The 24,470-nt window shown below is 68.3% G+C and carries 26 protein-coding genes; 14 read left to right on the top strand and 12 right to left on the bottom strand.

The window, feature by feature from the left end:
- Position 1: 1 nt before the first annotated feature.
- Entirely contained in the window at positions 2 to 772 is a 771-nt protein-coding gene (locus ACIBG5_RS28030) for a DUF881 domain-containing protein (protein WP_396394439.1), read from the bottom strand.
- A 111-nt stretch (positions 773 to 883) separates the two neighbouring features.
- Between ACIBG5_RS28030 and ACIBG5_RS28035 the strand changes: the two genes are divergently transcribed.
- Positions 884 to 1,144 carry a cell division protein CrgA gene (locus ACIBG5_RS28035; protein WP_360437914.1) on the top strand — a complete coding sequence of 87 codons (261 nt, stop codon included), beginning with the start codon at positions 884 to 886 and terminating at the stop codon, positions 1,142 to 1,144.
- Between the two features lie 195 nt (positions 1,145 to 1,339).
- Here ACIBG5_RS28035 and ACIBG5_RS28040 read toward each other — a convergent pair whose 3' ends face one another.
- The gene (locus tag ACIBG5_RS28040) at positions 1,340 to 1,786 is read right to left on the bottom strand and encodes an Lrp/AsnC family transcriptional regulator (protein WP_131362217.1); all 447 of its coding nucleotides are present in this window, start codon (positions 1,784 to 1,786) and stop codon (positions 1,340 to 1,342) included.
- An 81-nt stretch (positions 1,787 to 1,867) separates the two neighbouring features.
- Here ACIBG5_RS28040 and ACIBG5_RS28045 point away from each other — a divergent pair, with 81 nt between their 5' ends.
- From ACIBG5_RS28045 to ACIBG5_RS28065, 5 genes are all read left to right on the top strand, one after another.
- Complete coding sequence (locus tag ACIBG5_RS28045) at positions 1,868 to 2,476, top strand: hypothetical protein (protein ID WP_396394440.1); 609 nt, start codon at positions 1,868 to 1,870, stop codon at positions 2,474 to 2,476.
- 41 nt (positions 2,477 to 2,517) lie between these two features.
- Positions 2,518 to 3,126, top strand: a complete 609-nt coding sequence (locus ACIBG5_RS28050) for a hypothetical protein (protein ID WP_396394441.1) — start codon at positions 2,518 to 2,520, stop codon at positions 3,124 to 3,126.
- Positions 3,127 to 3,212: 86 nt separating this feature from the next.
- Positions 3,213 to 3,737: an EXLDI protein gene (locus tag ACIBG5_RS28055; RefSeq protein WP_360437924.1), complete on the top strand. Its 525-nt coding sequence runs from the start codon at positions 3,213 to 3,215 to the stop codon at positions 3,735 to 3,737.
- 136 nt (positions 3,738 to 3,873) lie between these two features.
- Complete coding sequence (locus ACIBG5_RS28060; protein WP_396394442.1) at positions 3,874 to 4,830, top strand: ATP-binding cassette domain-containing protein; 957 nt, start codon at positions 3,874 to 3,876, stop codon at positions 4,828 to 4,830.
- Positions 4,827 to 5,609 carry an ABC transporter permease gene (locus ACIBG5_RS28065; RefSeq protein WP_396394443.1) on the top strand — a complete coding sequence of 261 codons (783 nt, stop codon included), beginning with the start codon at positions 4,827 to 4,829 and terminating at the stop codon, positions 5,607 to 5,609. Before ACIBG5_RS28060 ends, ACIBG5_RS28065 begins: the two co-directional genes overlap by 4 nt.
- Here ACIBG5_RS28065 and ACIBG5_RS28070 read toward each other — a convergent pair.
- Positions 5,606 to 6,286 carry a pyridoxamine 5'-phosphate oxidase family protein gene (locus tag ACIBG5_RS28070; protein ID WP_396394444.1) on the bottom strand — a complete coding sequence of 227 codons (681 nt, stop codon included), beginning with the start codon at positions 6,284 to 6,286 and terminating at the stop codon, positions 5,606 to 5,608. The two genes, ACIBG5_RS28065 and ACIBG5_RS28070, sit on opposite strands and share 4 nt — an antisense overlap.
- Positions 6,287 to 6,355: 69 nt before the next feature.
- Between ACIBG5_RS28070 and ACIBG5_RS28075 the strand changes: the two genes are divergently transcribed.
- Positions 6,356 to 7,735: a PLP-dependent aminotransferase family protein gene (locus ACIBG5_RS28075; protein ID WP_396394445.1), complete on the top strand. Its 1,380-nt coding sequence runs from the start codon at positions 6,356 to 6,358 to the stop codon at positions 7,733 to 7,735.
- Positions 7,736 to 8,155: 420 nt separating this feature from the next.
- On the opposite strand, the gene ACIBG5_RS28080 is transcribed toward ACIBG5_RS28075, so the two are convergent.
- From ACIBG5_RS28080 to ACIBG5_RS28090, 3 genes are read right to left on the bottom strand one after another with little or no spacing between them, the layout of a single operon-like run.
- Positions 8,156 to 9,058, bottom strand: a complete 903-nt coding sequence (locus ACIBG5_RS28080) for a glycoside hydrolase family 43 protein (RefSeq protein ID WP_396394446.1) — start codon at positions 9,056 to 9,058, stop codon at positions 8,156 to 8,158.
- 8 nt (positions 9,059 to 9,066) lie between these two features.
- A complete protein-coding gene (locus ACIBG5_RS28085; protein WP_396394447.1) occupies positions 9,067 to 11,289 on the bottom strand; it encodes a family 43 glycosylhydrolase in 2,223 nt (740 codons plus the stop codon).
- Between the two features lie 26 nt (positions 11,290 to 11,315).
- On the bottom strand, positions 11,316 to 12,818 hold the full coding sequence (locus ACIBG5_RS28090; protein WP_396394448.1) for an alpha-N-arabinofuranosidase: 1,503 nt from the start codon (positions 12,816 to 12,818) through the stop codon (positions 11,316 to 11,318).
- A 125-nt stretch (positions 12,819 to 12,943) separates the two neighbouring features.
- On the opposite strand from ACIBG5_RS28090, the gene ACIBG5_RS28095 reads away from it, so the two are divergent.
- Complete coding sequence (locus tag ACIBG5_RS28095) at positions 12,944 to 13,945, top strand: LacI family DNA-binding transcriptional regulator (protein WP_396394449.1); 1,002 nt, start codon at positions 12,944 to 12,946, stop codon at positions 13,943 to 13,945.
- Here the strand turns inward: ACIBG5_RS28095 and ACIBG5_RS28100 are convergent, their stop codons facing one another.
- A complete protein-coding gene (locus ACIBG5_RS28100) occupies positions 13,946 to 15,091 on the bottom strand; it encodes an FAD-dependent oxidoreductase (protein ID WP_396394450.1) in 1,146 nt (381 codons plus the stop codon).
- A gap of 93 nt (positions 15,092 to 15,184) precedes the next feature.
- Here ACIBG5_RS28100 and ACIBG5_RS28105 point away from each other — a divergent pair, with 93 nt between their 5' ends.
- Positions 15,185 to 15,733 (top strand): TetR family transcriptional regulator, encoded by a 549-nt coding sequence (locus ACIBG5_RS28105; RefSeq protein ID WP_360437953.1) that lies wholly within the window; start codon positions 15,185 to 15,187, stop codon positions 15,731 to 15,733.
- Here the strand turns inward: ACIBG5_RS28105 and ACIBG5_RS28110 are convergent.
- The 3 genes from ACIBG5_RS28110 to ACIBG5_RS28120 all read right to left on the bottom strand — a co-directional run bounded on the left by ACIBG5_RS28110 (position 15,712) and on the right by ACIBG5_RS28120 (position 19,663).
- Positions 15,712 to 16,494 (bottom strand): sugar phosphate isomerase/epimerase family protein, encoded by a 783-nt coding sequence (locus tag ACIBG5_RS28110; protein WP_396394451.1) that lies wholly within the window; start codon positions 16,492 to 16,494, stop codon positions 15,712 to 15,714. The two genes, ACIBG5_RS28105 and ACIBG5_RS28110, sit on opposite strands and share 22 nt — an antisense overlap.
- 12 nt (positions 16,495 to 16,506) lie before the next feature.
- Complete coding sequence (locus tag ACIBG5_RS28115) at positions 16,507 to 18,702, bottom strand: DUF4328 domain-containing protein (RefSeq protein ID WP_396394452.1); 2,196 nt, start codon at positions 18,700 to 18,702, stop codon at positions 16,507 to 16,509.
- Between the two features lie 235 nt (positions 18,703 to 18,937).
- Positions 18,938 to 19,663: a DUF4328 domain-containing protein gene (locus tag ACIBG5_RS28120; protein ID WP_396394454.1), complete on the bottom strand. Its 726-nt coding sequence runs from the start codon at positions 19,661 to 19,663 to the stop codon at positions 18,938 to 18,940.
- A 121-nt stretch (positions 19,664 to 19,784) separates the two neighbouring features.
- Here ACIBG5_RS28120 and ACIBG5_RS28125 point away from each other — a divergent pair, with 121 nt between their 5' ends.
- On the top strand, positions 19,785 to 20,258 hold the full coding sequence (locus ACIBG5_RS28125) for a methylated-DNA--[protein]-cysteine S-methyltransferase (protein WP_396394455.1): 474 nt from the start codon (positions 19,785 to 19,787) through the stop codon (positions 20,256 to 20,258).
- A gap of 174 nt (positions 20,259 to 20,432) precedes the next feature.
- Positions 20,433 to 20,783: a hypothetical protein gene (locus ACIBG5_RS28130; protein ID WP_396394456.1), complete on the top strand. Its 351-nt coding sequence runs from the start codon at positions 20,433 to 20,435 to the stop codon at positions 20,781 to 20,783.
- 85 nt (positions 20,784 to 20,868) lie between these two features.
- Here ACIBG5_RS28130 and ACIBG5_RS28135 read toward each other — a convergent pair whose 3' ends face one another.
- Positions 20,869 to 21,762, bottom strand: coding sequence for a hypothetical protein (locus ACIBG5_RS28135; RefSeq protein ID WP_396394457.1), 894 nt, complete (start codon positions 21,760 to 21,762; stop codon positions 20,869 to 20,871).
- Between the two features lie 247 nt (positions 21,763 to 22,009).
- Here ACIBG5_RS28135 and ACIBG5_RS28140 point away from each other — a divergent pair, with 247 nt between their 5' ends.
- Together ACIBG5_RS28140 and ACIBG5_RS28145 are read left to right on the top strand one after the other, a co-directional pair.
- Positions 22,010 to 22,552 (top strand): peptidylprolyl isomerase, encoded by a 543-nt coding sequence (locus ACIBG5_RS28140; protein ID WP_131511674.1) that lies wholly within the window; start codon positions 22,010 to 22,012, stop codon positions 22,550 to 22,552.
- A gap of 62 nt (positions 22,553 to 22,614) precedes the next feature.
- The gene (locus ACIBG5_RS28145; protein ID WP_396394458.1) at positions 22,615 to 23,355 is read left to right on the top strand and encodes a rhomboid family intramembrane serine protease; all 741 of its coding nucleotides are present in this window, start codon (positions 22,615 to 22,617) and stop codon (positions 23,353 to 23,355) included.
- Here the strand turns inward: ACIBG5_RS28145 and ACIBG5_RS28150 are convergent.
- Complete coding sequence (locus ACIBG5_RS28150) at positions 23,352 to 23,768, bottom strand: PPOX class F420-dependent oxidoreductase (RefSeq protein WP_396394459.1); 417 nt, start codon at positions 23,766 to 23,768, stop codon at positions 23,352 to 23,354. The two genes, ACIBG5_RS28145 and ACIBG5_RS28150, sit on opposite strands and share 4 nt — an antisense overlap.
- 45 nt (positions 23,769 to 23,813) lie before the next feature.
- Between ACIBG5_RS28150 and ACIBG5_RS28155 the strand changes: the two genes are divergently transcribed.
- Complete coding sequence (locus ACIBG5_RS28155; protein ID WP_396394461.1) at positions 23,814 to 24,416, top strand: TetR/AcrR family transcriptional regulator; 603 nt, start codon at positions 23,814 to 23,816, stop codon at positions 24,414 to 24,416.
- Positions 24,417 to 24,470 lie beyond the last annotated feature (54 nt).

Consider the following 24,470-nt stretch of genomic DNA (forward strand, 5'->3'; position numbering starts at 1 on the left):
GCTAGCGGCCGCTGGCCGTCGGGCTGACCGACGGGGTGTGCTCGAACCCGGGCACGGTCGCGCTCTGCAGGTCGAGGGTGCCCTCGTACGCCGGCATCGCGACCGACGACTCGTTCTTCACCTCGTAGCCGAGCTGAAACTTCACCACATAGTCCTGCAGGTTCTCGATGTACTGCGAGTCGTCGAGCGCCTGCTGCAGCTTCCGCCGATCACCGATCGCCGTGATCTTGTACGGCGGCAGGTAGGGCACACCGTGCAGTACGACGGAGTTCCCGACGCACTTGATCCCGGTGGTGGAGATGACCCGGTGGTTCTGGATCGAGAGCGCGTCGGCACCACCGGCCCAGAGCGCGTTCACCACCGCCTGGATGTCCTGCTGGTGGATCACCAACCAGTCCGCGTCGACGTCCGGGTTCTCCTTGACCACCTCGGACGGCGCGTCCTTCAGCGTCACCGTCAGACCTGGACCGGTAACCGGCGTGGTGCCGACCTCCTCGGACAGATCCTGGAGCTTCTTGGCCAGCGCCGGATCGATCGAACCCTGCTGCTCCTGCAGCTTCTCGATGTCCTGGGTCAGCGCCGCGTGCTGGCGGACCAGGCTCGCACTGCGCCGGCTCTGTTCCTCCACGAGCCCGGCGAGCGTAGTGTTGCGAGAAGGACGCAGGTCGGTGCCTCGGGCGTTGGTGGCGCTGGTCGCGAACAGCAGACCGGCGCACAGCAGCGCCAGGGGTGCCCCCACGCGCCACAGCGAAATCCGCTTGAACCTACGCACCTGTGATCTCCATGTTGCTGTCTGCACTACGCTAACCCCGGACCGGACCCGACAGGTCCGGGCCTCCTGGCCTCAGAGGTCAGCTTATGCGTCCTTACAAGGAGTTCAGCCGTGCCCGAGTCGAGCAGTCGCAACAAGAAGAAGACCGAGAAGGTCAAGGTCGAGAAGACGCCGAAGAAGCCGCGCACCACCAGCCGCGTGTGGGTCGCGCCGGTGATGCTCGCCTGCTGGCTGCTCGGGCTCGCCTGGCTGGTCGTCTTCTATGTGGCCGGCCAGAGCATTCCGCTGATGGACGACCTGGGCAACTGGAACCTGCTGATCGGCATGGGCCTGATCGCGGTCGGCTTCGTCGTCTCCACCCAGTGGGTCTGACGCACTGATCCCAGCGGGTGAACCGGACCTGTCCGGAATCACAGCAGTGGAGTTATCCACATCCATATCCCCAGTTGTGCACACCGTTTTCGCGACGTTGTCCCCAGCTCACCGTCGACTTCTCCACCGAATCCGGCCGAAACTCGGCGAAATCTGTGGATAAGTCAGGTTTGAGTGGATGAGTTTCCACACCGTTCACGTCGGCAGCGGGCGGTTGTCCACCACCTTCTTCATCACGATCGTCGAGGTCAGCCGCTGTACTCCGGGCAGCCGGGCCAGCCGCTCGTCGCGCAGCCGCTGGAACGCGCCGATATCGGCCGTCGCCACCCGGACGAAGTAGTCCGGCTCCCCGAACAGCCGCTCGGCATGCACCACCTCGGGGATCTCGGCCAGCCCGGACTCGAATCCGGCCACCGACTCCTCCCGGTCCATCGTGACCGCGAGCAGCACCTCGAACCCGCGCCCGACCGCGCCCGGATCGATGACGGCCCGGTATCCACTGATCACTCCGGACCGCTCCAGCTCCCGCAGCCGCCGGTGACAGGGCGCCGCACTCAGCCCGATCCGTTGGGCGAGCTCGGTGACGGTCAGCCGGCCCTCCGCCTGAAGCACCGCAAGGATCTTGCGATCGATCGCGTCCATGGCACAGATCCTAACCGCTGTCCCGCGATGTGAGCATGAATTCGCACGATATCGTCGCCGATTCAGCAGTAATCTTGCGCCATGCTGGACTTCCTGCCCATCCTCGCTGCCTGCTTCGGGATGCCGCAGTACCTGCCGCAGCTCCTCAAGCTCCGCGGCACGGGTGACACGGCCGGCGTCTCCTGGTCCTGGGCGACGCTGACGAGTGCGAACAACGCGGCCTGGTTCGCGTACTTCATGGCCTCGGGCTACTGGACCGCCAGCCTGCCGTCCACAGGGGCAGCCATCCTGGCCGGAACCCTCTCGGTGATGCTGGTACGACGTGGCGCGGTGAACCGCCGCGCGATCGTGTGGATCTGCGGCTGGGTGGGACTGCTCGTGCTCGCGGCAGCCGTCGGTGGACGGATCGGCCTGGGCACCTTGCTCGCCGCCGCCTCGATCGTCCAGGTCACGCCGTCAGTGTGGACGGCGTACCGGACCGCACGCCCGACCGGCATCTCCCAAGGCACGTGGGCCCTGGTGTTCGGCGAACTGTCCTGCTGGTTCGTCTTCGGCCTGTGGAAAGCGGACCCGCGCCTGATCACCCTGGGCGCCACCGGCATCCTCGCCAGCCTCCTCATGCTGGCCCGTATCCGCCACGCCACCCGCCTCACCTCCGCACCCATCGACCGAATCAAGTCACCGGCGTAGCTTCGAAGTGCGACCTGGGGCGAGACAGGGGAGGTCGCACGATGTTCGTTCAGGTCATTCAGGGGCAGATCACCGATGCCGAGCAGGCGCACACCGCGTTCGACCGGTGGATGGAAGAGTTGGCGCCCGAGGCGACCGGCTGGCTGGGGAGCACCGCCGGGGTCACCGCGGACGGGCGGTTCATCGTGCTGGCCCGGTTCGACTCCGCCGATGCGGCGCGGCGGAACAGCGAGTCGCCCGCGCAGGACAAGTGGTGGCACGAGTTCTCGACGCTGCTCACCGGCAGCGCCATCTTCCACGAGTCCGAGGATGTGACGGTCGACCAGTCCGGCGATCCGGATGCGGCAGGGTTCGTCCAGGTGATCCAGGGACGGGCATCGAACCCCGAGCGAGCCCGGGCGCTGATGGCCGAGCATCCGGAGGAATGGGCTGCCTTCCGGCCGGACATCATCGGCAGTCTGCTCGCGATCTACGACGACGGTGCCTTCACGACCGCGCTGTACTTCACCTCCGAGGCGGAGGCCCGGGAGGGCGAGCGGAAGGAGCCGCCGGCCAGCCTGAAGGCGACGATGGACGAACTGAATTCGCTCGACGCGGAGCAGCCGGTGTTCTTCGATCTCGACCAGCCCTGGCTGTTCTCACCCCGCTGAGCCGGCCGGCTCCACCTCTACGTAGAGATATATGTAGACACGGCCCACCCTCGTACGTATAGTTCTACGTAGGAGGAGTGAGAAGCATGCCCAACAAGACGATCTACGTGTCGGACGACGACCTGCCGCTGTACAAGAAGGCGCAGGAGCTCGCCGGGAACCTGTCCTCGGCGATCTCGATCGCGCTGCGCAAGTACGTCGAACTGGAGGAAGGCCGGCTCGAGGGGTACGACGAGATCACCGTGCGGGTGGGCCGGGGGACCGGCCGCAAGCAGCGGTTCTCCGGCGTACTGCTCGCCGAGGGCGGCCGATCCAGCAAGCACGGCTACGAGGCCTTCAAGGTGTACCGGAGCCGGACCGGCAAGTACGTGCTGCACGCGGACCGCAGCAACCTCTTCACCGTGGGCGCCGACGACGAGCAGTACCTGAGCGGCTGGCGCTCCTGGATCGGCAACTGGAGTACCGACCAGTCCTGGAGCGTGGCCCAGGGCGAGGCCACCCTCGATGTCGTCGACACCATCGAGGAGCTCCGCGAGCTGATCCCCGAGGACCTCTACGAACTGGTCGAGGAAGCCTCGAACCACCCCACGGTGGAGGACCTCGACATCTAGTCCTCATCCCTCTGCGCTGATCCGGCGCCTTCGACGAAGGCCGGCCGGCTGGATCAGCACGCCCTGAATCTCCTCCCACAGACCCTTTCAGCCACTGGGTCAGGTTCACCCTGCCCACTTCACCCGAGGAAGACCCATGTCATCAGCCATCGACGTCCGCGGACTGCGCAAGTCCTACGGCGACAAGCTCGTGCTGGACGGCATCGACCTGAACGTTGCCGAAGGCACCATCTTTGCCCTGCTCGGCCCGAACGGCGCCGGTAAGACCACCGCGGTGCAGATCCTGTCCACCCTGATCGCGGCCGACGCCGGCGAGATCCGGGTCGCCGGGTTCGATCTGCACCAGAACCCCGAGGACGTCCGGTCCGCGATCGGCGTCACCGGCCAGTTCTCCGCGGTCGACGGCCTGCTCACCGGCCGCGAGAACCTGATCATGATGGCCGACCTGCACCACCTCGGCCGTCGCGAGGGCCGCCTCCGGGCGGACGAACTACTCGAGCGGTTCGACCTCGTCGAAGCCGGCTCGAAGATGGCTTCGACATACTCCGGCGGTATGAAGCGCCGGCTCGACCTGGCGATGACGCTGGTCGGGGATCCACGGATCATCTTCCTGGACGAGCCGACCACCGGCCTGGACCCGCGCAGCCGGCACAGCATGTGGCAGCTGATCCGCGAGCTGGTCGCCGGAGGCGTCACCGTCCTGCTCACCACGCAGTACCTGGACGAGGCGGATGAGCTCGCCGACCGGATCGCCGTACTCGATCATGGGCGGCTGGTCGCGCAGGGAACTGCCGAGCAGCTGAAGCGGCTGGTACCGGGCGGGCATGTTCGGCTCCGGTTCACCGCGCCCGATGTGTTCGCCCTTGCGGCCCAGGTCCTGCCGGAGGCGGCGCGGGACGAGGAGGCACTGGTCCTGCAGGTGCCGAACGACGGCAGCGTGCACTCGCTGCGCGCCCTGCTGGCCCGGATCGACGACGCCTCACTCGAGCTCGACGACCTGACCGTCCACACCCCCGACCTGGACGACGTGTTCTTCGCCGTCACCGGTCAGCCCACTGTTGAGACTTCGCACGAGAAGGTGACGACGAAATGAGTTACGCACTGCAGGACACCGCCACCATGCTGCGCCGCAACCTACGGCACGCCCAGCGCTACCCCGGCTTGTCCCTCGGCGCTCTCGCGATGCCGGTGATCATGATCCTGCTGTTCGGCCTCGTCTTCGGCGACACGTTCTCAGCAGGTCTCGGCGGCAGCGGCGGCTTCGACTACATCGACTTCCTCACCCCGGGCATCCTGCTGATGTCGATCGCGTCCGGGACGATGTCTCCCGCGGTGGCCGTCTGCATGGACATGACCGAGGGCATCGTCGCGCGGTTCCGGACGATGGCGATCTTCCGGCCCGCCGTACTGACCGGACATGTGCTGGGCAACGTACTCGTGACGATCGTCAGCCTGGCGTTGGTGGTCGGCTTCGCCGTCCTGATCGGGTTCCGTCCGAACGCGTCGCCGGGTGACTGGCTGCTGGCAGCCGGCCTGCTGATCGCGCTGACCATCGCGCTGACCTGGTTCGCGATCGCGCTGGGCCTGACCAGCAAGACACCGGAGGCGGCGAGCAATGTCGTCCTGCCGATCTCCCTGCTGCTGCCGTTCCTCAGCAATACCTTCATCCCGCTGGAGTCGATGCCGAGCGGAATCCGCTGGTTCGCCGAGTACCAGCCGTTCACCCCGACCATCAACACCCTGCGGCACCTGCTGCTGGGCACGCCGATGGACAGCGGCGACGGCTGGCTCGCGCTGGCCTGGTGCGCCGCCATCGCCGTGGTCGGCTACTTCTGGGCCCAGAAGAACTACAACAAGGGGACGGTGGCCTAGGACGGTGCGCCGAGCAGGTTCGCCTTCGTGCGGACGTGAGCGGGCACGAGCAGGTCGCAGTCAGGGTTGTTCTCCGGTTCGCCGGCAACGATGTGGAGCGGGATCACGCCAGTCCAATAGGGCAGGTCGAGGTCCTGCTCCTCGTCGTTGGCGGGCCCGGAGCGGGTCTTCACCGAGGCTTCGGTCAGTGAGAGCGCGAGGACCGAGGTCTTCGCGAGTTCCTTGCGGTTCGGCGGGCGGACCGCGGTGGAGCGGCCGGGGACGAGGTGGTCGACAATGCGGTTGAGGGCGTGCAGCTTCTCCTCCGGATCGGTCACCAGCCTCGGTACGCCGAAGATCACCGCCGACCGGTAGTTGACCGAGTGGTGGAACGCGGAGCGGGCAAGCACCAGGCCGTCCGCGTGCGTGATGGTCACGCAGATTGTCTGTTGCGGCGCCGCGACCACACTGCGGGCGGCGACCGACCCATGCAGGTACAGCGTCCCGTCGGGTCCCTCGTCCAGATCCACGCCGTACGCCGTCGGCAGCACCAGCGGTGCACCGTCGACGACGACACCGAGGTGGCAGAACATGCCGTCGAGGAGTACGTCGTACAGCGCCTGCCGGTCGGTAGCAGCGCGCTCCTTGGAGCGGCGGAGGGCGGTCCGGTCGGTCGGCTGCAGCGGCGTGGTGGTCATGTCACCAGAGTCCCGTCCGGAGTGGCATGCTGGCACGGTCCATTCCCGCGCGAATCAGGTAGTCCATTCGTGGAAAGCTCCCTGCCGCTGACCATCGATCGCCGTACCGGTCTGCCGCTGCACCTGCAGCTGGCCGAGCAGTTCCGGGCCGCGATCCTGGACGGCCGGCTCCGGTCCGGCCACCGGCTCCCGTCCACCCGCGATCTCGCCCGCGACCTGTCCGTGTCCCGGTCGGTGACTCAGGCGGCGTACGACCAACTCCACGCTGAGGGGTGGATCGAGGGTCGTACGGGTGCCGGGACGTACGTGACGGACGTCGTACCGCTGCAGCCCGCCGTACGGCACCGGGCTGCACCCCAGCCGGATCGGGCGGCCGAGCTGCTCAGCCTGCGCCCCGGCATCCCGTACATCGCACCGACGCCGGACCCCGGCTGGCGACGTGCCTGGCGGGAGGTGTCGACGCAGTCGCCCCCACATGGGTACGACGAAGCCGCCGGGCTACCGGAGCTCCGCGCTGCGCTGGCTGACCACGTCGGCCGCGTCCGTGGGATCGCCTGCGGGCCGGAGAACATCCTGATCACCAACGGCACCGTGCACGGCCTTCGGTTGCTGCTCACGGTGACCCGGCGGCCGGGCGACCGGATCGCGATCGAGGACCCCGGCTACCTGAACGCGGTCGTCGCGGCCCGGGACCACCACCTCGACATCCTCGACGTACCGGTGGACGCCGACGGACTGCAGGTCTCCGCACTGACCGAGGTCCCGGCCGTCTACGTGACCCCGTCGCACCAGTACCCACTCGGCGGACGGCTGCCCGTTGCCCGACGCAACGAGCTGGTCCGGTGGGCACGCCGCAACGACGCGATGCTGATCGAGGACGACTACGACAGCGAGTTCCGGTACGACGTCGCGCCACTGCCCGCGCTCGCCCAGCTGGACCTGGATCGGGTGGTCCACCTCGGCACGCTCTCCAAGACGATCAGTCCGGCGCTCCGGCTCGGCTGGCTGGTCGCGTCCGACACGATGGTCGATCGCCTGGCCCGCTTCCGCGCCGAGTCCGGCGACTGGCCCGGCTGGCCGATGCAGGCTGCCCTCCTCGCCATGCTCCGCGACGGCTACCTCGACCAGACCGTCCGCAAAGGCCGCCGCCTGTACGCCGATCGCCGCCTCCACACCTGCACCACCCTTTCGCCCTACGGCCAAATCATCGGCCAGGAGGCGGGCCTCCACATCACCCTGCTCCTCGCCGACTCCCTCAACGACCACCAAATCACCGCCGAAGCCCGCCAAGCCGGCGTAGTAGTAGCCCCGTTGTCGGAGTACCGCCGCTCCACCCCCGGCCCACCCGGCCTAGTCATCGGCTACGCCACCCCCAGCACCCCCGACCTCCACCGGGCCCTCGACATCCTGGTGCGGGTTCTCGATGGAGCCGGCGTCAGTTCCCGTTGAGTTGGTCCCACTCACGGCCCAGCGGAAGTTGACGGGGTCGGAGAAGGTGGCGTTGACCTTGCCGAGGCCCTTGATGACCGTGGCGGTGCCGTTGGCGTGGCCAACGGCGTACAGGTAGCCGGCCTTGGCGTCCTTGTCGATGCCGAGGAGCAGTGTGCCGTTCTGGCCGCACCTGGTCGCGATCAGCTTCTCGAAGCCCTGCCAGGTACCGGCGCGGACCTGCTGACCACGCTCCCCGCGTCGTCACCCGTAGCCGTCACGGCCTCAGTCATGAGACGGCACGCAGCGGCCGTTCCCTCCGCGGCCGCTACACCCGCCTCCGCCGGCAAGTACCTCCATACACTTGATGCGGGAACGACCCGAAAGGTTACGGCCGGTCTCAATCGCCGTTCAACGGGTCGCGAACGAGGCGCGGGGCTTCTACGGAGTGAGTGGGTTGAGTCGGAGTGGTGGTTGTACGACGGGGGTGTCCGCAGGCCAGGTGAGTTCGGAGAGCCACATGGTGCGGCCTTTGGGGTCGGTGCCTACCTGGGTTGGGTTCCAGGCGTGGTAGACGAACCAGTCGCGGTTGTCCTTGCGGATGACCATGTTGTGACCAGGGCCGGCGGCGTCGGGGGAGGACGACAGGATGGGGTCGCCGGACTTCGTGCAGGGGCCGATGGGGGATGAGCAGCGGGCGTGGCCGACGGCGTACGCCGCCTTGTCGAAGGCGTTGGCCGAGTAGAAGAGATGGAAGACGCCGGATCGTTCGACCATGTACGGCGCTTCGACGAGCGCACCCTCCCACGGGAGGTCCTGCTTGATCAGCCGATGTACCGGACCGGTCAAACTCAGACCGTCGGCCGACAGCTCCGACACGTAGATCCACGTGTCGACACCGATCGCGTTGCCGTCGTTCTTCCAGTACAGCCAGCGCCGCCCGGTCGAGTCCTGGAACGGCGACGCGTCGATCGAACCACCCTCGTCTGCCTGACAGATCAACGGCTCAGACGATTTATCGACATATGGACCTGTCGGCACGGACGCGACCGCGACCCCGATGCACTGACGACCGGAGGCAGTCCCGCGCGTCGTGTAGTACATGACGTACCGATCGGGCCCGTGCACCGAAACCTCCGGCGCCCAGACCCGACCCGGCGACGACCAATCCGGCAACGACGGCAGAGCATCGCCGACCTGCTCCCACGCCACCAGGTCGGCAGACTTCAACGTCTGCACGTTCCCCAACGGCCCGTTGGTCGCGAAGGCGTAGAAGCCGTTGCCCACCGCAATGATGGCCGGGTCGGCGAAGTTGCCGTCGTAGACCGGATTGGTGAATCCCACGTGTCTCCTTACTTGCTCTCGTAGAACCGCAGATAGTCGAACGTCGCCACCGGCGCCGGGTTCGCACCGGTGAACTCACCATGCGCATACAGCCCGAGCTTCGGCGTCTGCCCCGCGGGCAGTACCCACGAGGCGCCCCATGTCCAGCTCTGCCCATCGACGGACGTCCCAGCGCGGTAGACGTTCTCACCTGCAGCGTTCTTGCTGTACGCGATCCGCAGCCACAGCGTCGACGCCGACCGCCCGATCGCCGCCGCACCGTACGTCGTCGCACCGTCCGACGGCCGCGCCACCAGCTCGCGCCCGTACTCCGTCTGCCGTGTCTTCCAGATCGAGACGGAGCCCAGCCGCGCGAAGTCGTTGTCGTTCAGATAGACGATCATCCCGGCCTGCTGATAGTTGCGTACGTCGTTCGCACCGAGATCGAGATGCAGTTTGGTCTCGGCGATCCAACTGTCCCCGGCCGGCGTCTGGTGGAACAGCAACCCGGCGTTGTTCCCGCTGCCGACCATGTCCGCGTTCTCCAACGGCCACGACAGCTTGCCATCAGCAACAACCGCGTTGGCGTCCTCACGCAACCACGACCAGTCGTCACCCAGGTTCGCGGAGAAGTCGTCTCCGGACAACAGCTCCCCGGTCCGCGGTACGTCGGCCATCCGTCGTACCGGCTCCGCCACCGGACGGACGGTCAGGTTGTCCACCTCGGCCGACCCGAGCCACCGCACCGGCGCAGCCTGAAGCATCAGCCCGGGTACGGCGAGTTGTGCCTCGGCGTACACGTCACCCAGACCGGCGTCGTTCACCCGAGCGGTGACAGTCGTACCGGAGACCTGCACGCTCAGCTTGTTCCACTGCGACCGATCGAAGTCGGCCGGCAGTGCGGCCGACGCGGTCCGGTGACCCGCCACAACGGTCACCTTGCCACCCGACACAGTGGCGACGACCTCGTTGCCGAGCACAGTGGTGAACGAGTTCCCCAGCCGTACGTCGGCCTCCACGCGGAGCGAACCACCCGGCGCCGACTGGCGCGTCTGCGCGGCACCGGAGATGGACGCCGTCGGTCCGCCCAAAGCGTCACCGGGCTGCCGACTGGCACCGAGCACACCACCAGCCGGATCGGTCGAGTCGATCCCGAGTCCGGACCCGGTTGTTGGAGCAGGCACCGGCCCCTCGGACGGCCCGAGACCGGCGCGGGTCCGCGGCCAGCCGTCGATCCAGTCGATCCGATCGATCAGCATCGGCCGCCGGTTGACCCCGAGCGGGTTGGTCAGCCACGGCGTACCGCGGTCGATCGCGTGGTAGACGATGTGGTCCTGGCCGGCCGCGTCGGTGATGAACGCGTGGTGGCCGGGTCCGATCCACCGATTCCCGTTCTGCGTGATGACCGTCGTACCGCCGACGTGTGAGTCGGTCAGTGCGACACCGTCCTTGTCGAGGAAGGGGCCGCGCGGTGAGCGGGACCGGCCGGCGAAGACCGAGTAGCCCGTGGTCGGGCCGGCGCAGCAGTTCATCGACGAGCCCATGAAGTAGTACCAGCCGTCGCGGTAGACGACGTACGAACCCTCGTAGCGGTCGCCGATGGTCACCTGGGTCGGCGTACCGACCGAGTGCAGGCCGTCCGGCGACAGTTCGGTGACGGAGATGCCGCCGTTGAAGCCGCCGTAGTACAGGTACCGCTTGCCGTCGGCGGCGGTCAGCAGAGCGGGGTCGATCGTGCCGAGGAAGCCGCCGTTGCCGTCCGGTCTCGGCGCGACGACCGGTCCGTCGGTAGCGGTCCACGGTCCGGCCGGGGTCGGGGCGGTGGCCACACCGATCGCGGGATCGCCGCCGGCGTTGGCCGTGGTGTCGGTGACGGTGAAGTACATGACGTACCGGCCCCCGAAGTAGCGGATGTCCGGCGCCCAGAAGAACGATCCGGGCGCGGCCCAGGCCGGCTTGGTCGCGTCGGTGAAGACGGTGCCCAGGTACTCCCAGGAACCGAAGTCCTTGGTGCGAGCCATGTGCATCAGGCCGAACGGGCCGCCTCCGACCAGCGGGTCGGAGGTGGCATAGGCGTACCAGTAGCCGTCCCGGCCCTGGATGATCGACGGATCGGCGAATGTGTCGGCGAAGCTGGACGTGATCGGGTTGGTCGTCTTCACCGCCGGGTCGGGTGCGGCCGTGGCGGCCGTCGTACCGGCGGCCAGGGCAGCCACAGCGCAGACTGCGGCGAGGAATCTTCTCGGAGGCACGGGCGGGTTCCTCTCTGTTTGGTGCATCAGCCTTCGTCGGTGCGGAGGCGGATCAGGTGCCACGACGCGGGCGGCAGCGTGGCGGTGCAGTTCCCGTCGACGACCTCGGTGCCGTCGACGGACCGGGGCACCACCCGGTCAGGGTCGTCCGCGGTGTTCGCCGCGGCCCGGTCGTCGTCGTACAGGGCCAGGTGCTCGACCACGCGCAGACCGCGGCCGAGCGGGATCTCCAGGTCGACCTTGTCGGTCTCACTCCGGTTCACCACGAAGATCGCGGTCTCGCCGGTGTTCTCGTCGTACGTCGCTGTGCTCCACAGTGCCGGGATGCGGCCGAACGCGGCGGTGTCGATGTCCGGCCCGTCACCAATCGCGGTCTGCAGGACGGTCGGACCGGCGTACCGGGCGGTCAGCGCGAACGGATGGAAGATGGTCTGCCGCCAGGCCCGCCCGTCCGGCTCGGTCCGGATCGGCGCGATCACGTTGACCAGTTGCGCAAGGCAAGCGATCTTCACCCGGTCGGCATGCCGCAGCAGCGTGATCAGCAGGCTGCCGACCACCACCGCGTCGTCGACGGTGTAGGTGTCCTCGATCAACGGGCTCACCTCGCGGATGCCGAGGCCGAGCTCGCCGGGAAAGTGCCGCTGGTTCCAGACGTTCCACTCGTCGAACGACAAGGTGATCTCCTTGTCGCTGCGCTTCAGCGCCTTCACGTGGTCGGCGGTCGCGACCACCGCGGAGATCATCCGGTCCATCTCCTCGGCCGCCGCGAGAAAACTGCCCTGATCACCATCGTGAGGTTCGTAGTACGCGTGCAGGCTGATGTGATCGACCAGGTCGTACGTGCGTTCCAGCACGACCCGCTCCCACTCGCCGAACGTCGGCATCCCCGCGTTGCTCGAACCGCAGGCGACCAGTTCGAGACCGGGCTCGACCCGGCGCATCGCGTTCGCGGTCTCCTCGGCCAGCCGGGCGTACTCCTCGGCGGTCTTGTGGCCGATCTGCCAGGGGCCGTCCATCTCGTTGCCCAGGCACCACACCTTGATGCCGTACGGCGCCTCGTGGCCGTTGGCGACCCGGCGATCGGGCAGCTCCGTGCCGGCCGGGAGGTTGCAGTACTCCAGCAGCTCGACCGCTTCCTTGATCCCGCGGGTGCCGAGGTTGACCGCCCAGATCGGCTCGACGTCCGCCTTGCCGGCCCAGGCGACGAACTCGTCGGTGCCGAACTGGTTCGGCTCGATCGCCCGCCAGGCCAGGTCGAGCCGGCGCGGCCGCTGGTCCTTCGGCCCGACGCCGTCCTCCCAGTCGTAGTTCGAGACGAAGTTGCCACCGGGGTAGCGGATCGTGGTGACACCGAGCTCGCGGACCAGCTCCAGCACGTCCTGGCGGAAGCCGTCCGGGTCGGCGGTCGCGTGGCCGGGCTCGTAGATCCCGGTGTAGACGCAGCGGCCCATGTGCTCGACGAACGAGCCGAACAGGCGCCGGTCGAGCTCACCGACCACGAACGCACGATCCACGACAAGACGTGCCACGAGGCCTCCCGGCGAACGTTTACAACGTTTAACGTGGATGTCTACAACGATTGATATCCGGTGTAAAGGGTTCACCCCCCGCGGGCATGGCACACTCAGGCGACAGGCGGTGACAGGAGGTACGGATGGCGACCAGGCTGAGCGATGTGGCGGCACGGGCCGGCGTGTCGGTGAAGACCGTGTCGAACGTCATCAACGACTACCCGCACATCACCGCGCACACCCGGGCCAAGGTCGAGGCCGCGATCGCCGCGCTGGACTACAAGCCGAACGTCAGTGCCCGCTCGCTGCGCAAGGGCCGGTCGGATTTCATCGCCCTAGCCATCCCCGAGATGGCCTCGCCGTACTTCGCCGAACTCGGCGCGGCGATCAGCCGGGCGGCGAAACGGCGTGGCATCACCGTGCTGATCGATCAGACCGAGGGCGAGGCCGCGGCCGAGAAGCTGGTCCTGGACGGGATGCGCGGGCAACTGATCGACGGCATCGTGTTCTCGCCGATCACCACAGCCCCGGCGAAGATCGGCACGGCCGGTACGGCGAAACCCCTTGTCCTGCTGGGCGAACGGCCCGCCGGTGGCACCTTCGACCATGTCGCGGTCGACTCGGTCCAGGCGTCGTACGACGCGACGACGCACCTGATCTCGATCGGCCGGCGGCGGATCGCAGCGATCGGGGTCGGTGGGGGAGCCGGCACCGGAGCGGTTCGGCGGAAGGGATACCGAAAGGCGTTGAAGGCGGCGGGGTTGCCGCATGACCCGGCGCTCGAGCTGGCCGGGACCGGCTATCACCGCGACGACGGCGCGGCCTCGATGCGTGAACTGCTGGCGTTGCCCGAGCGACCGGATGCCGTGTTCTGTTTCAACGACCTGCTCGCGCTCGGCGCGCTGCGGACGCTCGCCGACGCGGGGCTGTCGGTGCCGGACGACGTCGCGGTGGTGGGCTTCGACGACATCGAGGACGGCCGGTACCACTCGCCGTCGCTGACCACGATCTCGCCGGACAAGGAGTGGCTGGCGCGCAACGCCGTCGATCTGCTGCTGGAGCGGATCTCCGGCAGCGGTGAGGCCGCGCGCCGCGACCTCACCGTTCCGTACACGTTGGAGATCCGCGAGTCGACCGCCGGCTGATCAGCGGCCGGGAAAGCCGGCGAGCTGCTTGGCGAAGGCGACCTGGACCTTCTCGCGGCGGCCGGCCAGGCCGAGGATGGCGTTGCGGACCGGGCGCAGCGGGCGCGGGAGATTGGCCAGCCGGGTCAGCCGGTGGGCCAGCCCGATCACCCGAACGGCCTCGGCGCGCGAGTTGGTGGCATAAGCGTCGAGATCCGACTCGTCGTCGCGGGTCAGCGCGATCGAGAGCGCATCGGCCAGCACCATCGCGTCGCGCAGACCGAGGTTCATGCCCTGACCTCCCGCCGGGCTGTGGGTGTGCGCCGCGTCGCCGGCCAGCAGCACCCGCCCGGTCCGGTACTCGTCGGCCACCCGCTCGTGGATCCGGAACCGGGAACCCCAGATCACCTCGGTGACCTTCGGTGCGCTCTTGCGCGGACCACGGCCGACCAGCAACTGCTGCGCGTACGCCGCGTCCGGGTGTTCCGGTGCGTCACCCACCTCCGCGACCAGCCGGAAGCTGCCGTCCGGCAGTGGCGCGACCACGAGCAGTCCGGCGTGGGAGAAGTACAGCGCGACCTCGTCGACCGGCAGCCCGCCGTCGACGCGGACGTCGATCAGGCTGCAGGACAACTGCAGCGTGTTGCCCGGCATCCGCATCCCGGCCAGCTCGCGGATGGTGCTGTTCATGCCGTCGGCGGCAACGACGTACCGCGCCTTGATCACGTCGCCGCTGTCCAGCGTCACCTCGGCGCCGTCCGCGGTCTGGGTCAGGCCGGTGGCCGCGTACGGACGCAGTACCGAACCTCCGAGCTCCTCGAGCCGCTCCAGCAGGATCCGCTCGGTGAGGTACTGCGGGAGCATCACGATGAACGGGTAGTCGGTCGGCAGGTCGCCGAAGCCGACCGGCACGAGCCGTCGGTCACCATCGCGTACGGCGAAGTCCTCCAGCTCCAGGCCGAGCTCGACCAGGCGCTTGGTGACGCCGATCTGATCCAGCATCTCCAGCGTCCGCGGGTGGATCACGCAGGCCCGGGAGGTGTTCGCCCCCTCGGCCTGCCGGTCGACCACGACCACCGAGTGCCCCTGCAGCCGTAAGCCGGCCGCCACCGCGAGGCCGACCGGACCCGCACCCACCACCACGACATCCGCACGCTCCGGAGTCATCGTTGCTCCTTCCGAGGTTTATCAACGCTTGTTGACTTTTACTGTAGGAGCGCCAGGAAGAAAAGTCAACAAGTGTTGGCATATGCTGTGGGCATGGCAGAACGGAAGTCGGATCGGACCCGGGCGGCGATCCTCGCGGCGGCCCGGGAGCGCTTCGGCGCGGACGGGTACGAGCGGGCCACGATCCGGGCGATCGCGGCGGACGCGGCGATCGACCCGGCGATGGTGATGCGGTACTTCGGCACCAAGGAGAAGCTGTTCGCGGCGGCAGCCGAGTTCGATCTCCGGCTGCCAGACCTGCGCGACCTGCCACCGGACGAACTGGGCGACGCGCTGGTGCGGCACTTCGTCACTCGGTGGGAGGGCGACGACACGCTTCGGGCGCTCCTGAGGTCATCGGTCACCAACGAGGCCGCGGCCGACCGGATGCGGGACATCTTCGCCGCCCAGCTCGCGCCGACGCTGCGCGCGCTCGCGGTCGAGGAGCCGGGCGTCCGGGCCGGCCTGGTCGCGAGCCAGACCCTCGGCTTCGCGCTCTGCCGCTACATCCTGGAGATCGCGCCGATCGCCACGATGTCCCACGACGAAGTGGTCGCGTGGCTCGGCCCGACCATCACGCGTTACCTGACCTCGTCGCCCTGATCGAGCCAGGCCTGCGTGGCCGGAAGGGCCTCCTCCAGCGGCGGGAGGTGCGGGTGCCACTTGAGTTCCCATTCGAGGGACAGCGGGTAGTCCGTGCCGTCGAGGACCTGCAGCAGGTCCCGGATCGGGTAGTCACCGGCGCCCATCGCGACCGGGCGGTAGTCCTGGCTCGAGTCGCTGTCCTTGATCTGCACGAACTCGATCCACGGCTTCAGCAGTTCGAACGCCTCGGCCGGGGTCTCACCATGCGACCAGGTGTGCGCGCTGTCCCAGATCACCTTGACGTTGTGGCCGGGGACGTCGGTGTCGAGCAGCGTGCACAACGCGGCCATCTTCCGGCCGGCCGAGTGCGAGTCGTGGGTTTCCAGCAGGATCTGCGAGTCCCTGGGAGCGGAGGTCACCCGGTCGAGCGCCCGGATCTCGCCGGCGCTGGGGCCGTCCGTCGTACCGCTGTCGACATCGCCGGGGAAGACCCGGACGCCGCGGGCGCCGAGGTCGGCGGCGAGTTCCAGGTGGGCCTCGAGCGGCTGGTCCTCGACCGCGCACAGCTTGACGTAGCTGCTGACGGCGAGAATCTCCAGGCCCGCGTCCTCGATCCGGGTCCGCAGTTCACGGCGCTGCGACGTACTCAGACCGGTGTTGGTGAACTCGTCCGGCGCGGTTCGCAGCTCCAGGCCGGAATTATCGTTGCCTTTGGCAAGTTCCAGGACGTGGTCGAGTGGTGCTCCGGGGCAGCCGAGCGTGGAGAAGGCGAATCTCATACCGCTATCAGATCAGACCCAGCGCCGCCGCGGGTGAGTGCGTGGCGTGGTGGGCTGCTCAGGCTCCTGCTCCGGCTGCTGGTGCTGCTCGGGGGTGTAGTACGCCTGCTGCTGGTACTCCGACGGCTGCTGCTCGGCCTGCGAGTAGTCCGGGGTGTACGGCGCCCCGTAGGACTCCGTCGCGTAGTTCGGGCTGTAGGTCTCGTAGGACTCGGTGCTGCCGCTGTACCCCGTGCTGTACTCCGAGCCGCTGTACGACGTCGGGCTGTAGGAGTCGTACGACGGCGTCTCGTAGTTGTTGCTCGAGTGGTCCGAGGTCGGGCTGCTGTAGCCGTAGTCGGTCGACTCGTAGTTGCTGGTGCTCGTGTACTCCGAGCTGTACGACGAGTAGTCCGAGGTCGGCTCGTACGACGTCTGGTAGCTCGAGGACGAGTCGTCGTACGACGAGCTGTAGTCCGAGGTGTAGCTGGTCTGCTCCGGCGTGTACGTCGGCTCCGGGCTGTAGGACGGCTCGGGCGTGTACGTCGGCTCCGGCGTGTAGGACGGCTCGGGTCCGTACGACGGGACCGGCGGGAGCGGCTTGGACGGGGTCAGGAAGTCGTCCTGTTGCTGCTGGCCGAGGGCGGGTGCCGACGGCTCGTAGTAGCCGGAGGAAGCCGACACGTGCGACGACGGCATCGTGTGCGAGGACGGCGCGTGCACGGAGTGCGAGGCGACCGTCGGCTGCTCGATCGCCGACGGGCTGTCCACCGCGACCCGAGCGGCCCGGCGGCCGGCGCGCGCAACTGGCGCGGGCTCAGGCTCGGGTGCGGGTTCGGCCTCCACCGGGGAGGTCGTCTGGGTGAGGTAGTCCGGAGTGCTGTCGTACGTGTAGGGCTCGGAGTAGCTGGCGGCCCAGGACGGCTCCGGCTGGGCCGGCTGCTGCGGCTGGTAGCTGTACGGGTCGGGCTCCACGACGGTCATCGGCGGGGTCTCGTCGCGCCAACTGCTCGGCTGTGAGCCGCTCGACAGCCGGTCCTCGCTGCCGGCGCCCAGGTAGTCGTTCCAGCTCGTCCGCGGGCCCGGCTCCGGCGCGTAGCTGGTCTGCTGGGCCTGCTGCTCGTCCCGCCAGGTCTCCACCGCGTTGAACTGCTCGGTCGCGGGGCCGCTGTCGACGTCCTCGTTCTGCCAGCTCTCCACGACCGGGGCGAACGGGCTCCACTTCGGAGCCTCCTCGACGGGCGCGTCACCACCGAACGCGGCGGGCGCTGCCGGACCTGCGGCGAACGGGCTGCCGCCGACCGGGAAGTTGGCCGCGGCCACACCGTCGCCCGGGAAGCCTGCCGGTGGCGCCGGGGGCGCCGCGAACGGGTTGGCGGCCGGACCGCCGCCGGCCATCTGCAGCTCCCGTCGCCGCGCCGGGGGGAGGGTCGAGGCCGCGATCGGCTCGGAGATGGCGGGCTGCTCGTCGGTGTCGTCGTTCGCGTACGTCGGCACCGCCATCAGCTTCGGCTCGCGCTGGTCCCACCACGGCACCCACTCGCGGGTGGTCTGCATCGTGTTGATCCGGCGGATCACCATCGTCGCCGCGACCGCCGACACCGCGGTCAGCACCAGTGACGCCGTACCGGCCAGGGCGATACCGCGCAGCGACCCGACGGTCGCTTCCATCCACATCAGGAAGCGGCGGACGACCACGTCGAACGCGAGTGCGCCGATCCAGGCCACCCACCACACGGACGTGAGAGCGGGAGTCCTGAACCGGCGCAGGTCATCGGCGTACACCGGGGTCTTCGGATCGCTCGCCAGCCAGACGTCGTCGACGATCTGCTTGGGATACCAGAGGTTCGGTCCGGGACAGAACCAGCTGGCCAGCACCCAGCCGTGGCTCCGGCGATGATCGGCCTGGCAGAAGACCTCGGAGTTGACCCGGGCTCGCCACAACCAGATGACGAAGACGACCGCGGCGGCGACGGAGATGATCACGTTCGGGACCGCGGTGACCTTGGCGATCGCGTCGGCGCGGTTCAGGTCGGCGTCATCGACGTTCGGCATCCCGCCGAGGTAGCGGTGGACGACACCGTAGGTGTTCCAGTCCGACCAGGTGGAGAGCAGGTGGGTGATCGTGGATGCACCGAGCAACCCGATGGCGAGCTTGCCGACCGTCCCTACGTGCTGGAACTCCTCGGCTGCGTGCGGCTGCCAATCTTCCTGATCTGGGGAGGACAAGACAAGGACTGCTGGCTGCGGGTGGCTCACGTCGTGCGTCCCTCGCGTTGCTGGAACTCCGTCTGTTCGGCGTCTCGGCCAAATCCTGCCCCCGCATGACCGAGCCACATTGATACCACGAAGTAGGTACGCGTGTGCAGTCGGTCCCAGCACAGAGGGTATCGACTTAACCTGTTCTTTTCGTGCGCCCATCACCTCTTGTAACGAGGCATCCGACCCTGCGTGACGGTTTGGTTTACCGCGCAGGAGGTTGGAAGCCGGTCTGCTGCTGGCCGGCCGCCCACCACGGCACCCACGGCCGCCGCGTCTGCAGCTCGTCGATCCGCTGGATCAGGACCACCCCGAGAACGGCGGCCGCGGTCGTGAACAGGGCAGAGAGGCTGGACAGGATCACGTTCGTCCGCAGCTGCCCGACCTCGGTCGCGCCGCCGAGCACGCCGCGCTGCACCACGTTGCCGGTCACCAGTCCGGCCACCCAGGTCAGCCACCAGGCCCACACCAACCGGGTGCCGGGAATGGTCTTCAGCGACACCGTCTGCGGCGGGGTCCGCGGATCGCTGGCGGCGACGATGTCGTCGACGACCTGCTTGGGGTACCAGAGGTTCACCACCGGGCAGATCCAGCTGCCGAGCACCCAGCCCCGGGTGAACCGGTGCTCGCCGCGGCAGAACATCTCCGCGTTCCACCGGACCCGCCACAGCCAGACGATGAACACCACCGCGGCCGCCAGCAGCGCCAGCGCCGCGACGATGCCGAGCGAACCGGAGATCAGGTCGGCCCCGGCCAGCTGATCGTGGTCGTCGCCGTACTTCTTCAGCGTCTGGAACGAGTACCAGTCGGACCAGGCGGTGGCCCAGGTGGTCGCCGTGACCACACCGATCAGGATCGACGCGGCCAGCCCCATCGCGTGCTCGGAGCTGAACCAGCGGTCCAGCGGCGGCTGCTGCGCCTGGCTCGGCATGGATCAGAAATAGCACAACACCGCGTGACCGGGCGAGGACATCACGTCGCGAACCCGCTGGTGTCGGTATCCGTCGTAATTCCGCCGGAAACTGTCGGTGCCTGGGTCGAGGATGGTCGGTATGCGCTGGTCCGTGGTCGACTCACCCATCGGCGACCTGTCCCTGGCCGTCGACGAGACCGGGCTGTGCCGGCTGCACTTCGGTCGCGCCGACCGGCCCCTCGAGGCCGATCCGCTGCTGACCGAGACCCAGGAGCAGTTGAAGGCGTACTTCGCCGGCGAACTGCAGGAGTTCACCGTGCCACTCTCGGTCCGCGGCGGCTCCGAGTTCGAGCGCGCCGTCTGGGCGCAGCTCCGCCGGATCCCGTACGGCGAGATGCAGACGTACGGCGAGGTCGCCAAGATCGTCGGGGACGCGGGTGCTGCCCGGGCCGTCGGCACCGCCTGCAACCGGAACCCGATCGCCGTCGTGATGCCCTGCCACCGGGTCGTCGGCGCCGGCGGCAAGATGGTCGGCTTCGGCGGCGGGATCCCGCTCAAACGCCACCTGCTCGAGCTCGAGGCGCGGATCACTCTCGAGACGCTGTGGACCTGACGATCAGGCACACACCCGGCACGCTGCGAAACCTGACGAAGATCTGACACCGGGCGACGCGTGCGAAAGCGCGGTGAGGGCTACTGGAGGACTACCGTTGCTAACAGCGATCGGATCGTCACGTTTGAAGCGAGCGATTCAGTCGCCACCAACCCTGCCCCGGAAGACGCATAGATGACCAAAACCCGCTCCACCGCACACCTCCACCCCGACCTGAGCGCACTGATGGACAAGAGTGCCGAGGAGTGGTCCGCGCCTGAGATCCAGAACGCGGCCCGCTCGGCCCTGCAACTGCACGCCCCCGACCGCGAACCGCTGACCTGGGTCAAGCGCTTCGGCGTCCTGCCCTGGCTGCACCGCAACGATGCCGTCTGCCTGCACTGCGGCGGCACCTACCCGTGCATCACGCACCGCTATGCCACCCAGCTCCTGTCGGCCGGCCGCTACACCATGACCAAGCCGGACCACGACGACGAGTACGACGAGCAGGGCGACCAGCACGACCAGGATCCGCGACCGAACTGACGCCGTACGCGCAAGGCGCCGTCAGCAAACGAAGGCCGCGAACCCCAGCCGGGGATCGCGGCCTTCGCCGTTGCGGTGTGTCGGGTCAGGAGTCGGACGGCTTCGGGCTGCTCGTCTTGCGCGGAGTGGCCGCCTTCTTCGTGGTGCCGTTGGCCGCCGCGTTCACCTCGGTGTCGTCGGTCTTCGCCTCAGCCGGCTTGGCGGGCTCCGGCTTCGACTCGACCTTCGGACCGTCGGTCTTCGGCGCCTCGGTCTTCGGCGCCTCGGTCTTGGCCGTGTCGGTCCTGGCCGTGTCCGTCTTGGTCGTGTCTGTCTTGGTCGTGTCCGTCTTGGCCGTGTCCGTCTTGGCCGTGTCCGTCTTGCCGTTCGAGGACGCGGCGGTGTCCGGACGGGACGTCGTACCGGCCGGGGCGGAGCTGTAGTCGCGGCCGCTCGTCGGGGTCGACTGCCAGGCCGGCTCCGGCGGGGTCAGCAGCTTCTTCACGGCCGCCGCCGCCAGGGCCCCGAAGCCCAGGAACAGCACGACCTTGCGGAGCCTGTGGCTCTTCTTCTTCGGCGCGTCGATCTCACCGTTGAGCGCGGCCCTGGTAGCCCTGCCCCGGCGTGAGGTCTCCTGCACGACCGGCTCGGCCGCGGCCGCCAGCGACGCCAGCGCGGCGGTCACCTTCGGCAGCACGTCGTCATTGAACCGCTCGCGTGCCTTCTCGGCGGCCTGCTCGGTGGCCGGGCCGACCTTGGCCAGCGCGTCGTCGATCACCGGGCTCGCCTTCTCCACCGCGACTCCGGCGTAGTGGGCGCCGCGCTCGACGGCCTTCTCGGCGTACGGCGACACCTTCTCCCGTGCGGTGCCCACGGCCGGCCCGAGGTGCTCGCGGACCTGGCCGACAGCCGGCCCGATCTTCTCCGATGCTGACTCGGCGAATGGCTTGACCCGGTCCTTCGCGGTCTCCACCCTGCCCTTGGTCTTCCTCGAACCCACGATTCCCTCCTCGGTGCCGTCCGTCCCGGACGGCGTTCCGGCCCATCGGCGACATGGACGCTGTGCTGGTACGGATCTGGACATTTCCGCTCTGGTTTGCATCGTACGACGTACTCAGCCGACAAACCGGCCTACCAGTACCCACTACCGGCCGGTTCGATCACACTCCGGCCAGCCGCTCCGCCTCCGGTTGGACTCACATGACAGGATCGAGGGGTAAGCCGTTTCTGATGAGGAGTGAACACCCGTGGCCGAAGAGCTGTACGCGACCCTGCAGACGACGAAGGGTGACGTCGTCATCAGGCTGTTCCCCAACCAGGCGCCGAAGACGGTCAGCAACTTCGTCGGCCTGGCCGAGGGCACCAAGGAATGGACCGACCCGCAGACCGGCGCGCCGAGCACCGCGCGGTTCTACGACGGCCTGACCTTCCACCGGGTGATCGACGGATTCATGATCCAGGGCGGCTGCCCGCTCGGCACCGGCACCGGCTCCCCGGGGTACTCGTTCGACGACGAGATCCACCCGGAGCTGCAGTTCGACCGGCCGTACCTGCTCGCGATGGCGAACGCCGGTATCCAGTTCGGCCGCGGCACCAACGGCTCGCAGTTCTTCGTGACCGTGGTCCCGACGCCGCACCTGAACCGCAAGCACACGATCTTCGGTGAGGTCGCTGACGACGAGTCGAAGAAGGTCGTCGACGCGATCGCGACCGCGAAGACCGCACCCGGCGACCGGCCGATCGAGCCGATCGTGATCAACAGCGTCACCATCGAGCGCAAGAACGCCTGATTTCCGCGTGGGGCCGGGCCTCGGTGCCCGGCCCGCGCGCCTCTTGGGAGGAACCCACCCGCGTGACCGAGACCGTTTGCTACCGGCACCCGGATCGGCCCGCCGGGGTCCGGTGCCAGCGCTGTGACCGGCCGATCTGCCCGCAGTGCATGAACAGCGCCTCTGTCGGCTTCCAATGCCCGAGTTGCTTCAACGAAGGCGTGAAGTCGGTCCCGCGCACCCGGACGTCGCTCGGCGGCGTCGCCCGCGTCAACGGGCAGATCGTCACGATCGTGATCGTGGCGCTCAACGTGCTGGTCTTCATCGCCGTGCGCATCGGCAGCAGCCGGGTCGTCAACGACCTGGTGCTCGTCCCGTTCCTGGTGGATTCCGAGCCGTGGCGGCTGCTCACGTCGGCCTTCACCCACGTGCAGCTCTTCCACATCTTCTCGAACCTGTTCATGCTCTACCAGCTCGGTCCGCCGTTGGAGCAGATGCTCGGTCGGCTCCGGTTCTCGATCCTCTACCTGCTGTCCGCCCTCGGCGGCAGTGTGGCGGTGTGGATCCTGGCCTCCCCGGTCTCGGCGACGCTCGGCGCGTCCGGCGCCGTACTGGGTCTGGTCGGCGCGCTGCTGGTGGTCAGCCGGGCCCGCGGACTCGATGTCACCTGGATCATCGCCTACGTGGCGATCACGGCGGTCATCTCGTTCACCATCCCGAACATCTCCTGGGAAGGCCACCTCGGCGGGTTCCTCACCGGCGCGGCTGTCGGGTGGATCTTCCTCCAGATCACCAAACACCGCCGCAGCAAAGCCCGAACCTAGCCGGCTGTGTGCTCGGTCCGGCGCGGGCCGAACTCCTCCTGGTCGTGGTCGACCGGGCGGCCGTCGAGGTGCCAGCTCCACGTGGTCGTCGGCGTGATCCGCAAGTACGTGCCGTCGCCGAAGCGGCCGTCGCGGGTGACGACCTCGGCCGTGCCGTAGACCCGGAGGAAGCGCGGCGACCAGGGGTTGGTCGAGACCAGGTCGTCGATGACCAGCGCCACCTGTTCGTGGCCTGCTTCGACGTTGCGGACCTTGCGCGTCTTCGCCGGGTCGACCCCGCCGACGTAAAAGTAGTGGCCGTCGTACTCGAAGCCGACCGGAACGACGTCCGGCTGGCCGTCGGGGCCGACGGTGGCGAGCCGGGCCAGTGGCTGGGACCTCAGGTACGCCAGTTCCTCTGTCGTGAATGCCATACCTGCTAAAGTACAACGGTCGTTGTAACTAAGCCAGGAGACGCCATGGCACGGGCCGGGAAGCGGCAGGAGGTGCTGGCCGGCGCGTTGACCGTGTTCGCGCGGGACGGGTACGCGCGGGCGAGCATCGACGTCATCGCGGCCGAGGCGTGCGTCTCGAGCCGCACGCTCTACAACCACTTCGGCGACAAGGCCGGGCTGTTCCGGGCGGTCATCCAGGAGAGCGCGACGCGGGTCGCCGCCGCCCAGCTCGAGATCATCGAGCAGCACCTCGGTCACGTCACCGACCTCGAGGCCAACCTGGTTGCCTTCGGCATCCACTGGCGTACGCCGATGCCGGACTACGCCGAGCACTCGGCACTGGTCCGCCAGGTCAACGCCGAGGCCGGCCACATCCCCCAGGAAGCCGTCGACGCCTGGCAGGAAGCCGGACCTCTCGCCGTACGACGTGCTCTCGCCGAGCGACTGGCCGCCTTCGCAGCCGATGGACTACTGCGGATCGACGACCCGATGCGGGCGGCTCTGCACTTCTCCCTCCTCGTCTCCGGCGCCAACCCGTCGTACCGCGGCGGACCGGTGACGCCGGACGACATCACCGAGGCCGTCACCACCGGCGTCCACACCTTCCTGCACGGCTACGCCCACTGACCCATCCGCAACCAATAGGCCTAGGCCACAATTTCCGCTCGGTTCGATGAATCC

This window comes from Kribbella sp. NPDC050241 (assembly GCF_044459685.1).
Classification (GTDB): domain Bacteria; phylum Actinomycetota; class Actinomycetes; order Propionibacteriales; family Kribbellaceae; genus Kribbella.